This is a genomic window from Bradyrhizobium sp. INPA03-11B (assembly GCF_040446015.1).
GTDB classification, from domain to species: domain Bacteria; phylum Pseudomonadota; class Alphaproteobacteria; order Rhizobiales; family Xanthobacteraceae; genus Bradyrhizobium; species Bradyrhizobium macuxiense_A.
The window spans coordinates 44,251-57,123 of sequence record NZ_JASGSR010000047.1 but is presented as its reverse complement, the minus strand read 5'-3'; the positions used below and the strand labels follow the sequence as shown (position 1 = coordinate 57,123).

Annotated in this window: 9 protein-coding genes; 6 read left to right on the top strand and 3 right to left on the bottom strand. The window is 64.7% G+C overall.

Annotated elements, in window-relative coordinates; genetic code table 11:
• The first annotated feature begins 364 nt into the window (after window positions 1-364).
• Both QMZ05_RS20795 and QMZ05_RS20790 read left to right on the top strand, forming a co-directional pair.
• Window positions 365-1,477: an NADH:flavin oxidoreductase/NADH oxidase gene (locus QMZ05_RS20795; RefSeq protein WP_353702427.1), complete on the top strand. Its 1,113-nt coding sequence runs from the start codon at window positions 365-367 to the stop codon at window positions 1,475-1,477.
• A gap of 204 nt (window positions 1,478-1,681) precedes the next feature.
• Window positions 1,682-2,782 (top strand): LLM class flavin-dependent oxidoreductase, encoded by a 1,101-nt coding sequence (locus QMZ05_RS20790; RefSeq protein WP_353702426.1) that lies wholly within the window; start codon window positions 1,682-1,684, stop codon window positions 2,780-2,782.
• 502 nt (window positions 2,783-3,284) lie between these two features.
• On the opposite strand, the gene QMZ05_RS20785 is transcribed toward QMZ05_RS20790, so the two are convergent.
• On the bottom strand, window positions 3,285-5,552 hold the full coding sequence (locus QMZ05_RS20785; RefSeq protein WP_353702425.1) for a DUF2235 domain-containing protein: 2,268 nt from the start codon (window positions 5,550-5,552) through the stop codon (window positions 3,285-3,287).
• Between the two features lie 222 nt (window positions 5,553-5,774).
• Here QMZ05_RS20785 and QMZ05_RS20780 point away from each other — a divergent pair, with 222 nt between their 5' ends.
• Complete coding sequence (locus QMZ05_RS20780) at window positions 5,775-6,194, top strand: hypothetical protein (protein WP_353702424.1); 420 nt, start codon at window positions 5,775-5,777, stop codon at window positions 6,192-6,194.
• Between the two features lie 42 nt (window positions 6,195-6,236).
• Here QMZ05_RS20780 and QMZ05_RS20775 read toward each other — a convergent pair whose 3' ends face one another.
• Window positions 6,237-7,415, bottom strand: coding sequence for an ABC transporter substrate-binding protein (locus QMZ05_RS20775; protein ID WP_353702423.1), 1,179 nt, complete (start codon window positions 7,413-7,415; stop codon window positions 6,237-6,239).
• 153 nt (window positions 7,416-7,568) lie between these two features.
• Here QMZ05_RS20775 and QMZ05_RS20770 point away from each other — a divergent pair, with 153 nt between their 5' ends.
• A complete protein-coding gene (locus tag QMZ05_RS20770; RefSeq protein ID WP_128971255.1) occupies window positions 7,569-8,111 on the top strand; it encodes a winged helix-turn-helix domain-containing protein in 543 nt (180 codons plus the stop codon).
• A gap of 32 nt (window positions 8,112-8,143) precedes the next feature.
• On the opposite strand, the gene QMZ05_RS20765 is transcribed toward QMZ05_RS20770, so the two are convergent.
• On the bottom strand, window positions 8,144-8,764 hold the full coding sequence (locus QMZ05_RS20765; RefSeq protein ID WP_353702422.1) for a TetR/AcrR family transcriptional regulator: 621 nt from the start codon (window positions 8,762-8,764) through the stop codon (window positions 8,144-8,146).
• Between the two features lie 52 nt (window positions 8,765-8,816).
• Between QMZ05_RS20765 and QMZ05_RS20760 the strand changes: the two genes are divergently transcribed.
• On the top strand, window positions 8,817-9,062 hold the full coding sequence (locus QMZ05_RS20760; protein WP_353702421.1) for a hypothetical protein: 246 nt from the start codon (window positions 8,817-8,819) through the stop codon (window positions 9,060-9,062).
• 287 nt (window positions 9,063-9,349) lie between these two features.
• Window positions 9,350-12,820 carry an acyl-[ACP]--phospholipid O-acyltransferase gene (locus tag QMZ05_RS20755; protein ID WP_353702420.1) on the top strand — a complete coding sequence of 1,157 codons (3,471 nt, stop codon included), beginning with the start codon at window positions 9,350-9,352 and terminating at the stop codon, window positions 12,818-12,820.
• Window positions 12,821-12,873 lie beyond the last annotated feature (53 nt).

Genomic DNA, 12,873 nt, shown 5'->3' with positions numbered 1-12,873 from the left:
GATCAGGAGCCACCTTCAGAATCCCTTTCTGTCGATTTGGCAACTACTTGCCGAAGCCAACATGCGATTCCCCTGCCCTGGAGGGGGAGGGTCGGCTCATATGGAGCGCAGCGGAATGTGAGACGGGGTGGGGTGATCTCTCAACACGGACAGTGATCGAGTGGAGGGACTGTCACCCCACCCCGTATCGCATCTTGCTGCGCGCGATGCGATACGACCCTCCCCCTCCAGGGGAGGGTGAACGGACGCCGTATCCGCATTGCTGATCTGCGTCCGGGCCGGTCCGCCATTCTCGCCTGTTGGTGATCGCAGCCGCGCTCTCTATCTTAACCGAGCCCTTTCCCCGATCCCGGATTTACCTCGCATGAGCACCCTGTTTTCCCCGATCGAACTGCGCAGCCTCAAACTCTCCAATCGCATCATGGTCTCGCCGATGTGCCAGTACTCGGCCGTCGACGGCTCGGCCACCGACTGGCACTTCACCCACATCAACATGCTGGCGCTGTCGGGCGCCGCGATGTTCTGCATCGAGGCCACCCATGTCGAGGATATCGGGCGGATCACGCCGGGCTGCCTCGGGCTCTACAGCGATGCCAATGAGGCGGCGCTGAAGCCGATCCTGGCTTCGGTGCGCAAGCATTCCAAGGCGGCGGTCGCCATGCAGCTCGCGCATGCTGGCCGCAAGGCCTCCAGTCAGCGTCCCTGGGAAGGCGGGCAGTTGATCCCGATTGCCGAAGGCGGCTGGCAGACCGTTGGGCCTTCGGCGGTGCCGCACAAGGAGAGCGAGGCCGCGCCTCTGGCGCTCGATGACGCCGGTCTGAAGCGCATCCGCGAGGCCTTTGTCGCGTCGGCGAAACGCGCCGACCGGCTCGGCATCGACGCGCTCGAGCTGCACGGCGCGCACGGTTATCTGCTGCACCAGTTCCTGTCGCCGATCGCCAACAAGCGCACCGACCGCTATGGCGGTTCGCTCGAGAACCGCATGCGCTTCCCGCTGGAAGTGTTTGATGCGGTGCGCGCCGTATTTCCGGATCACAAGCCGATCGGCATGCGGGTGTCGGCGACCGACTGGGTCGAGGGTGCCTGGGACCTTGCGCAGACAGTTGAATTTGCCAAGGAGCTGAAGAAGCGCGGCGTCGACTGGATGGACGTCTCTTCCGGAGGCGTGTCGCCGCTGCAGAAGATCCCGCTCGGGCCGGGCTATCAGGTGCCGGCGGCGCAGGCGGTGAGGGAGGCGACCGGCGTCACCACGATGGCGGTCGGCCTGATCACCGAAGCAAAGCAGGCCGAAGAGATCGTCACGTCAGGCAAGGCCGACATGATCGCGCTCGCCCGCGGCATGCTTTACGACCCGCGCTGGGGCTGGCACGCCGCCGCCGAGCTCGGCGGCGAGGTGAGCGCGCCGCCGCAATATTGGCGCTCGCAGCCCTCGACCCAGAAGGCGCTGTTCGGCAAGACCACGTTCGGCGCGCGGTAGAGCCGCAGCCCGGATGCAGCGCAATCCGTGGGATCTCGCAGCCTGCTCAACTGCCCGGATCGCGCTTCGCTCCATCCGGGCTACCTCCGCGCATCGCCACGGAATGACGATGTGATCCATTGAGCCATTGTTCTGCCGTAGCCTCGGCAGCTACTCTCTGCAGCGCGTGCGCAAGATACGCATCGAAACAAAGAGAGGAAACCCATGGAACTCGGATACTTCGCGATGCCGTCGCATCCGCCGGAGTGCGGATTGAAGGAGGGCCACGACTGGGACCTGCAGACGCTGCGCTGGCTGGATGAACTCGGCTATCAGGAAGCCTGGATTGGCGAGCACCATACCGCGCCTTGGGAGCCGCATCCGTCGCCTGATCTGTTGGTCGCCCAGGCGCTGCTGCAGACCAAGAACATCCGCATCGGCCCCGGTGGCTTCCTGCTGCCGTATCATCACCCGGCTGAGCTTGCCAACCGCGTCGCGATGCTCGATCACATCTCGAACGGCCGGTTGAACTTCGGCGTCGCCGCCTCGGGTCTGCCGAGCGACTGGGCGATGTTCAATGTCGACGGCATGTCCGGGCAGAACCGCGACATGACCCGCGAGGCGCTCGAGATCATCCTGAAGATGTGGACCGAGCCGGGCCCGTGGACCCATAAAGGCAAGTTCTGGACGGTGACCAAGCCGGACACGATGTTCGATTTCCTCAAACCTCACATCAAGCCTCAGCAAGCACCGCATCCGCCGATCGGCGTCGCGGGCCTGTCGAAGAACTCGGATACGCTGAAGCTCGCCGGCGAGCGCGGCTTCATTCCGATGAGCCTCAACCTCAATCCGGCCTATGTCGGCAGCCACTGGGACTCGGTCGAAGCCGGCGCGGCCAAGACCGGCCGCAAGCCGAGCCGCAAGGACTGGCGGATGGTGCGCGAGGTGTTTGTCGCCGACACCGACGCGGAGGCGTGGAAGCTCTCGACCGGCGACATGATGGGCCGGATGATGGGCGAGTACTTCCTGCCGCTGCTCGGCCATTTCGGTTTCAAGGATTATCTGAAAGCCTCACCCGCCGTGCCTGACAGCGACGTCACGGTCGAATATTGCGCCCGCAACAACTGGATCGTCGGCTCGCCCGCGACCGTCACCGAGAAGATCGAGAAGATCTATCAGGAGGTCGGCGGCTTCGGCGTGCTCCTGGTGTTCGGCTTCGACTACAAGCACAAGCCCGAGGCCTGGCACAATTCGCTTCGGCTCTTGAAGCAGGAAGTGCTGCCGCGGCTGAAGCATCTCGACGCCTCGGTCGGCCGCGCGGCGTAGCCTCGAATGGCGAGTGCGGGGCGGCACCGCTGCCGTCCCGCGCTCGTGTCATGATTAGAAGCCATACGCCGGCGTCGGCGTTTCGCTTACGTGATTACTACGCTACGCGTTCTTCATCCCGTCATCCCCGCGCAAAGGCTTTGCCTTTGTCGCTGGAGGAGCGCGGTACGCGCGTCTCGAAGGATGAACGGCCCGGCTGGTGGCGTCGCCCTTCGAGACGCCTGCTGCGCAGGCTCCTCAAGGTGACGGTCGGAAAAGGCCGGCTGCATTACGTCGCACCCAGCCAGAACCGCGTTTCGGTTTCCGCCCAGCCCTTGCCGATGCGCTTGCTCAGCCAGGCATCGCTGCGCTTCAGGTGGTGATGCCTCCGAATCGCTCGTGAGAATTATCCGGTCGATATGAATCTGGCGCGTGCTCGCCGGGATTCGTGGGGGCGTGTTGGATCGTTCCGGGCTCCGGCAGCTCATCTGGAACGGGCCGCGATCCGCGGAAGCTGCCGTGCCTACATCAAGCGCACCGTGACCTTCGCCTTGCCCTTGTGATCGCCGTAGAACCATTTGGTGATCCAGGGGACGCCGATCACGGCCTGGTTGACGTAGAGGAAGATCTCGCCGCTGCGATCGGCGGTGAACCTTGCCTTGTAGACCTGCGGGTCGGTGTTCGGCGCCGGCAGCGGGTCCAGAAAATATTCATCGACGCCGGTCTCTCCGACCCGCGCGATCAACCTGAACCAGGGCCGGAACAAGATCCGCCGCAGGAAGATAGTGAAATAGCCACGCAACTGCTTCGCGCCCTCGATGGTCGAGGTCCGGTATCCGATCGGGGTCACCGCACGTCCGGCGTCCTCCCATGGCTCCGACATCGTGATCGCGATCTCGTACTTGAATCCGGTGCGGACCTTGAGGCCGGTCGGCGCACAGATCGTGCTGGTGTCGAAGTCGGTGGCATCCTGCGGGATGCCCTTGTCGACGGCGACGAGCTTGTCGGCCGCGGTCCCGCTGCAGAAGGCGCCCATCGAGTCCGCGGCATTGAACAGGAAATGGCTGAGCAGCGTCGCGCCGAACCAGACCAGCAAGGCTGTGAGCAGGAAGGGCACGACATGCCGCTTCCCGACATTGAGGATCCACTGATAGATCGTGCTGGTGCGGAATCGATAGATCGCATCGTGCATGAGCCCGGAGAGCGGCGTCGGGCTCGCGCGGTCACGCCAGATGATCCGCATCCTGTCGCTGATCGTTGCGCTGAGCGAATTGCCGACGCCCATCAGCACGAAAACGGCGATGATGCCGCCGGCAAACCATTCCGGGTTGCCGGCGTACCAGTCGGTCCACCAATGAAGCGAAGCAGGCAGGAAGGATTCCACGAAGCGCACCAGCTCCGAGATCATCCTGAACCAGGAGCTGAATTCATGCTCCTTGTGCTGGTTGTGGAACAGCCAGAACGCCGCCAGATGCAGCGACGCCGCCAGCGTCGCGAAGTAGGCGATCCGCCGCATCCAGACGAAATTCCACAGCTTCTCCTGCGCGGCATAGCGGGCCGGTGCGCCGGTGGGCGTTTCGAACGTATTGGAGGCCAGCGGTCTGATCTGGCCGCTGCGGGAGACGACCACGTAGTTCGGCGGAAGCCCGATCGGGGCATAGGCATTGGCGCCGCTGTCGATGCGCTCGAACACGCTCTCGTGGATCTTCGGCATCGGCACGCTGACGCCGGCATAGGGATCGTTGCAGAGGTCGGCGACCTTGCGCGGACCGTATCGGTAATAGGCGCCGAGGCCTGCGCGCGAATCGTAGAGCCGGCCATCCTTGTCCTCTGAGGACTTGATCGCCTTGATCGCATCGGGATCGGCAATCGGTGCGCTCTTGAACACAAGCCCGCGCTTGACGGCCTCGTCGACCAGCCAGGCCAGCGGCACGAATGCGACGGCATCGTCCGGATAGCCGCCACCGACATTGGCATGCATGCCGACGAACCACACCTGGACGAGGCGCTCGCCATCGATGGTTGCCGGCACCGCCGGTGCGGGCTGTCCCGGCTCCTGCTCGGTCCAGAGCACCGGATGAAAGGTCGTGCGCTCGTCATCGAGCGCAAGCGCGTGCCGCGCCCACTTGACCCGCGGGCTGAGAATCCGGTTCGGTAGTTCGAGCGGCCACACCCAGTTGGAGATGCCGCGCGTCATCTCGTCGATCGGCAAGCCGTAGGCCGCGACGGTGTCCCAGATGCCGACGAACTCAATCGATGGCACCTGCTTCCGGGCAATCCCGGCATAGGGCTTGTTGCCCTTGAGGCGGTCCAGCACCGGCACGAGGATGTAGTCGCGCAGTGCGCGGAACAGCACCTCGATGCGCCAGATCGAGTGGTAGCCCGCCGCCCGGTACGCGCGATAGGCCTTCACCGCGCCGTCGTGCAGTTCGGCCTCGGTGTCGGCGACGATCAGCCCCTGATCGAGGATGAGGGCGGCAAGTGTGCGCACCGTGAATGCGCCGCGGCTGAATCCGAACAGATAGATCTGCGAGCCGTTCTGGTGGTCGTAGTTGCGGCAGATGAATTTGTAGGCGTCGAGGATGTTGCGCTTGAGCCCGTAGCCGAAGGCGCCGCCGAGCAGCGCAAGCGGGACAAAGGACGACGTGCCGACGCCGTCATCATACTTGGCGGCCTGCGCGTTGCCCTGCAAATCGAGCGACTGGAATATCCGCCAGACATTGGTGCGCCAGACGCTGGAGGCGGCGTTACCGGTGCCGTCGGACAGGATAATGATCTTCGGACTCGGCATTGAAGGAGGCCCGCTGAAATGAATGAAGCCGATGGCGCAGCGTAGCAGCAGCCGGATCGATTGCTACCTTGGATCGATCAATATTCATTCCATGCCGCGATAGGTGTGAACTGGCGCACAAAAGCGTCACGAGGTCGCGGCCATTTGAGACGTGACGACTTTCGCGACGTGTCGAAAAGGCCTAGCTTGATTGGCGGCGCAATTCATTGATGAGGCATAGCGATGCGCAGCCGCGTCAGAAAATTTGCCCATGTCCTGGAGCGCTTCGGCCTTGCCCTGGCGGGCGCAGCAAGCGGCCTGTTCGTCGCCATCCATGTCGGCTCGAGCGTGTCGGCGTTGACCTCGCAGGCGTTCCTGCTGATCATGATGCTGGGCGGCGCGATCGGCTTCTATCTCGGCATCGATACGCCGCCAAAGCTCTTCCACCCGAAGGACGGCGCCTCGACGCGCAAGATCGATGCGGCGGAGCTGCTCAGCGCGATCGGCACCTTCCTCGCGACGATGGTCGCGTTCTTCTCGGTCGGCGTCGTGGTGCTGCGCAGCGAGCCGGACATCGCCTGGACCGCGGCGATCATGGCGGGCTGGGTGCTCGGCGTCGCCATGCAGATCGTCGCCGGCACGATCGCCCGCACCCGGGTCTGACGCGGCGGAGCGAGGCCAGGCCGGCCTCGCGCTCCGCCTGGCTCATTTATTTGCGATCTTGCTGGGGTCCTTGACCGCCTTGAAGGTCTCGTGCTCGACGGCGTAGAGCTCGCCGCCGACCTTCTCGACCTTGCGAATGTAGATGTCGTGGATGACGTCGCGCGTCATTGGGTCGATCGACATCGGCCCGCGCGGGCTTTCCCAGGCCATGCCCTTCATGGCTTCGATCAGCGCGTCACCATTGGTCTTGCCGCCGGTCGCTTTCAACGCCGCGTAGATCAGATGCATGCCGTCATAGGCGCTGACGCTGATGAAGTTCGGGCGGACGTTGGCATTGGCCTTGCGGAACGCCGCGACATAGTCGCGGTTCAGATCGGAGGGATGCGCCGCGGAGTAGAACCCCGCCGTGATCGTGCCGATCATGGCATCGCTCATCCCCGGCAGGTCCTCGTCGTCGGCGAGGTCGCCGGGGCCGATCAGCTTGATCCCGCTCTTGTCCAGCCCACGCTCGACAAATTGCTTGGCCAGGATACCGGCCTGGCTTGTCGGGACGAAAATGAACAGCGTATCGGGATTGCCGTCCCGCGCACGCTGCAGGAACGGCGCGAAGTCGGGATTGACCAGCGGCACTTTCAGCGCTTCGACGACCGATCCGCCCGCCGCGGTGAAGCTCGCCGAAAATACCCCGGCGGCTTCACGCCCGGGTGCCCAGTCGGAGGCGATGATGGTGGCCCGCTTCGATCCGTTTTTGGCCGCCCAGTCCGCCAGCACGCTGGCCTGCTGCGCATGCGTCCAGCTGGTGCGCACGAAATAGGGCGACCTTTCGGTCACGATCGATGTGCCCGATATCATGACGACGGTTGCCGTCCTGCTCTCGGTGACCAGCGGCGCGAGTGCCAGCACGCTCGGCGTCAGCCCGCCGCCGAGGATCGCGGCCTTGTCGCTGACGATCAGCTCCTGCGCAATGCGCTTGGCGTTATCAGGTACGCTGGCATCGTCCCGGACGATCAATTCGATCTTGCGGCCGGCGACCATATCGCCGTGTTGCGCCATGTAGAGCCGCGCCCCGGCAACCGCCTGCTTGCCGACCGGCCCCAGCACGCCGGTCAACGGCATCACCAGCCCGACCCTTACGACGTCTTGCGCCCGGGCGGGTCCCAATTGCATCGCCGCGAGTGCCAGAACAGCCCCGGCCAACACGGCAAACGATGTCCTTGACATGGTCAACCTCCCGCGGGCCCGGAAATGACGTCGGGCCGGTTCGCGACTATCGGCTTCGCCGCGGGGAAGTCCTGATCAAGAAGTGACAGAACGACGAAATTCCTGCTAAATTTGCCGGATTGGTGCCGTCTGTGTGGGCATGGAGTGACCTCTATGGACCCGGCAACTGATTCTGTTTTGGCATTTGATTCATTTGTATTGGACCTCGCCCGCGGCGTTGTACGCGTGAACGGCGTCGACCTTGATCTCAGGCCGAAGTCATTCGCGGTGCTCCGCCATCTCGCCAGCAACGCCGGTCGGTTGATCTCCAAGCAGGATCTGCATGCGGCAGTCTGGGGCAACGTCGCGGTCTCTGACGATTCACTGGTCCAATGTATCCGCGAGCTGCGCCTGAAGCTGCGGGATGACGACCATCGCATCATCAAGACGGTGACGCGACGGGGCTATCGCCTCGATGCTGAACCGATTCCGCCCTCCGACGATCATGAACCGCACAACGCTCCGCGCCGGGCGTCGACTTGGCGCGTCGCAGCACGCTTGGCTGCGCTTCCCCGATGGTTGCTTGTCGCCGGCGTGTCGCTGACCGTCTTCGCGGTTCTTGCCGTCGTGCCGTCGATTGCCAACGGGATGTGGCATCCTCTGGCGGAATTGGCGAGCTGGCTTGCACCGCAGGATCACGGCATCGTGCCGAACTAGTCGCCGGCACGATCGTCCGCACGCGCGTCTGACTACGCCTTGCGCGTGACGCCCAATCCTGCGAGGTGCGTGTCGACGAACTGCGCGACCCGCTCGCGCAGCTGCTCCGGCGGCACCGCGACCATGCGCTCCTCGAGGCCCAGCGAGATGATGCCGTGGACCGCGGAGAACATCATCCGCGACAGCTGCGCCACGTCGGTCGGATCGCGATCGGGCAGCAGCCGCACCAGCGGCGCATGCATCAGCGCGAACGCATCCATCACCATCGCCAGGATATCTTCCGGAAACGGCCGGTCGTCCTCCATCCGGTGCTCGAACAGCGAGCGCAGCAGATTGGCGTGCTCGGTCGCGAAGCCAAGATAAGCGTCCGCGAGCCCGTGCAGCTGGCGCAGGGGATCGTCGGCCGGGACGGCCTTGAGCCGCGCGGTCAGGGCCTGAACGGTCTCCCGGTTCACGGTCAGGATCAGGCCGTCGAAGTCGCCGAACTCGTTATAGACGCTGCCGATGGAGCAGCCGGCGGCTTCGGCGACATCACGAACCTTCAATGATCTCAAGCCTTTAGTTGCGATATACCGGCGCGCGATCTCGATCAGCAGACTTCGCCGCTGAAGTTTTTTCCGGTCCCGTCGCGATTCCTCTTGAACAATGTTCATTTTCGAGCTACTAATTTGAGCGTTGCTCAAGTTGACATAGGAGGCCGCTCACATGCAGACCCTAGCACTTCAATTGACCACCACCTTTGTCGATGACGCGATCGAGCTCGTGAAGGGCTTTGGCCGCGCCATCCTCTCCCTGGCGACGGCGCCGATCGAGCGGATCGCCCGCGCCTGCGACGTCGCAGGCGTCCTGGAGCAGCGGCGCGCCAAGCGCCCGGCGGCACAGCATGGCGGCCGCTGCAAGTCACGCAACTGCCGATGGTCGCCGTTCGGCGGCCTGAGTGAACTGACCTGAAGCGCTCACCCCGCAATTGTCGCCGAAACCTCAACAAAGCGCTCACCATGTCCCGCGCGGGCCCGTCTCGAGATCGATCAACCCCAGGTCTGGATAAGGTCTCGTACATCTCTAGCGCGCAATGTCCCGCCGGCCCGGTGCGGCGGATGCGCGCCGGTTCGAACCGAACCATTGCGGAAAAGACTAAAGGCTGCGGGATATCAGTCATTTTCACCACGCCCACCATTCTCCGCCACCCGAATTCGCAGACCTGCCAGCGCCGTGCGCGCTAACCCAAGGAACCGGTCATGATCAAGGAATTGATGACGTCCCGCCGCTTCGCGCCGCTGTTCTGGTCGCAGTTCTGCTCGGCATTGAACGACAATGTGCTGAAGAACGCGCTGGTCATCATGCTGCTCTATGGCGTCGCCAATGAGCAGGGGCCGGCATTGGTCCAGCTCGCGGGTGCGGTGTTCATCGCGCCGTTCTTCGTGCTGTCGGCGCTCGGCGGCGAGCTCGCCGACCGCTACATCAAGTCCGTCGTCGCGCGCCGGCTGAAATTCTTCGAGATCTTCGCCGCGGCCTTTGCCGCGGCCGGCTTCTTCACCCATTCGATCCCGCTGCTGTTCATTGCGCTGGCGCTGTTCGGCATCGTGGCCGCGCTGTTCGGTCCGGTGAAATATGCCGTGCTGCCCGACCAGCTCTCGGTGTCCGAACTCGCGACCGGCAACGCGCTGGTCGAGGGTGCGACCTTCATGGCGATCCTGATCGGTACCATCGCGGGCGGCATGTTCGTCGCCGGCGCCAGCCACATGGGCTGGATCTGCGCCGCCGTGGTCGGCCTGTCGGTGCTGTCGTGGGGATTTGCGTCGCGCATTCCGGTGACGCAGCCCTCCGCGCCGGATCTGCCGATCACCAAGAATCCCTGGACCTCGACCGTGCGCCTGCTGAAGTCGCTCTATGCCGAGCCGCGGCTGTGGGACGGCATGGTGATCGTGTCCTGGTTCTGGATGGTCGGTGCGATCGTGCTGTCGCTGCTGCCCGCGCTGATCAAGGAAGGCGTCGGCGGTACCGAGGGCGTGGTCACGCTGTGCCTCGCCGTGTTTGCGATCGGCATCGCCGCCGGCTCGCTGTTCGCCGCGCAGCTCAGTCATGTCCGCCCAAATCTCGCACTGGTGCCGATCGGCGCCATCGTGATGGGCGTGGTCGGCCTCGACCTCGCCTGGGCGATCGCCACCACCTCGCTCGGCAAGGACGTCACCGCGGCCGCGTTCGCGACCTCGTTCGGTGGCTTCCGCATGCTGGCCGACTTCTTCCTGTTCGCCTTCGGCGGCGGCCTGTTCGTGGTGCCGTCGTTCGCCGCGGTGCAGGCCTGGACCGCGCCGTCCGAGCGCGCCCGCATCATCGCCGCCGGCAACATCCTGCAGGCGGGCTTCATGGTCGCCGGCGCCGTGTTCGTCGGCGCGCTGCAGGCTACCGGCCTGCCGATCGCCTGGATCTTCTTCGGCCTTGCGATCGCGAGCTTCGGCACCGTCTGGTTCGTGTTGACCAAGTGGGGCAAGGAGGGCGTGCGCGATTTCGGTGCGCTGCTGTTCCGCGCGCTGTTTCGTCTCGAGGTGCGGGGTATGGAGAACCTGCCGCCCGCCGGCACCCGGATGCTGATCGCGCCCAACCATGTCAGCCTGGTCGATGGTCCGCTGCTGCACGCCATGCTGCCGATCGACGCCAGCTTCGCGGTCGACACCGGCATCTCCAAGGCGTGGTGGGCCAAGCCGTTCCTGAAGATGATCAAGCACTACACGATGGATCCGTCCAAGCCGCTGGCCGCGCGCGACCTGATCAAGCTGGTCGCCGCCGGCGAGCCGGTCGTGATCTTCCCCGAAGGCCGCATCACGGTCTCCGGCTCGCTGATGAAGGTCTATGACGGCACTGCGATGATCGCCGACAAGGCCGACGCGGTGGTCGTCCCGGTCCGCATCGAGGGTGCGCAGCGTTCGCATCTCAGCTATCTCAAGAACGGCGAGATCAAGCGCTCCTGGTTCCCCAAGGTGACGATCTCGATCCTGCCGCCGGTGAAGCTGCCGGTCGATCAGGCGCTGAAGGGCAAGGCGCGCCGCAACGCCGCCGGCGCCGCGCTGCAGGACGTCATGATCAACGCCATGGTCCAGAACGCGATGCTCGACCAGACGCTCTTTGAGGGCCTCGGCCATGCCTATCGCGACCGCGACACCGGCAAGCCGATCATCGAGGACGCGCTCGGCACCAAGCTGACCTATCGCAAGCTGATCCTCGGCGCGCAGGTGCTGAGCCGCAAGCTCGAGCAGGGCACCGTTGTCGGCGAGAATGTCGGCGTGCTGTTGCCGAATTCGGCCGGCGTCGCCGTCGTGTTCATGGCGCTGCAGACCATCGGCCGCGTGCCGGCGATGCTCAACTTCTCGGCAGGTCCAGTCAACGTGCTGGCCGCGATGAAGGCGGCGCAGGTCAAGACCGTGCTGACCTCGCAGGCCTTTATCGAGAAGGGCAAGCTCGACAAGCTGATCGCGGCAATGGCCGGACAGGCGCGCGTGATCTATCTCGAAGACGTCAGGGCCGGCATCAACCTCACCGACAAGATCGCGGGCTTCCGCGCCGGCATCGCGCCGCGGGTTGTCCGCAACGCCAACGATCCCGCCGTCATCCTGTTCACCTCGGGTTCGGAAGGCACGCCGAAGGGTGTCGTGCTGTCCCATCGCAACATCCTCGCCAACGCGGCGCAGGCGCTGGCGCGGGTCGATGCCAATGCCAACGACAAGGTGTTCAACGTCCTGCCGGTGTTCCATTCGTTTGGTTTGACCGGCGGCATGATGATGCCGATCCTCGGCGGCATTCCGATCTTCATGTATCCGTCGCCGCTGCATTACCGGATCGTGCCGGAGCTGATCTACCAGACCGGCGCGACCATCCTGTTCGGCACCGACACCTTCCTCACCGGCTACGCCCGCTCGGCGCACGCCTATGATTTCCGCACGCTGCGGCTCGTCATCGCCGGTGCGGAAGCGGTGAAGGAGCGCACGCGGCAGGTCTACATGGAGCGTTACGGCATCCGCATCCTCGAGGGCTACGGCGTCACCGAGACCGCGCCGGTGCTGGCGATGAACACGCCGATGGCGAACCGTCAGGGTACCGTCGGCCGGATCTCGCCGCTGATGGAGTACCGCCTCGATCCGGTCCCGGGCATCGAGGAAGGCGGACGCCTTTCGGTGAAGGGGCCGAACGTGATGCTCGGTTACCTCCGTGCGGAAAATCCCGGCGTGCTCGAGCCGCTGCCGGAAGGCTGGCACGACACCGGCGACATCGTCACCGTCGACGCGCAGGGCTTCATCGCGATCAAGGGCCGTGCCAAGCGCTTTGCCAAGATCGCAGGCGAGATGGTTTCGCTGTCGGCGGTCGAGACGATGGCGTCGGCGCTGTGGCCGCAGGCGATGTCGGTTGCGGTCACGCTGCCCGATCAGCGCAAGGGCGAGCGCATCGTGCTGCTCACCACGCAGAAGGATGCCGACCGCGCCGCCATGCAGCGCCAGGCCAAGAGCGTCGGCGCCTCCGAGCTCGCGGTGCCCGCCGACATCCGCGTCGTCGACAAGGTGCCGCTGCTCGGCACCGGCAAGACCGACTATGTCGGCGCGACCGCGCTCGCCAAGGAAATAGCAGCGGAACTCGCCGCCGCGCCCGCAGCGCAGGCCGAACCCGCCGGCGACGAGAGCGAGGCGGAGCCGGAGACGCTGCAGCAACACGTTGCATGAGTCCTGGCATGAGTCTTGGCATGATGGTTGTGCTTTTCGGGAGCATGTTGTCA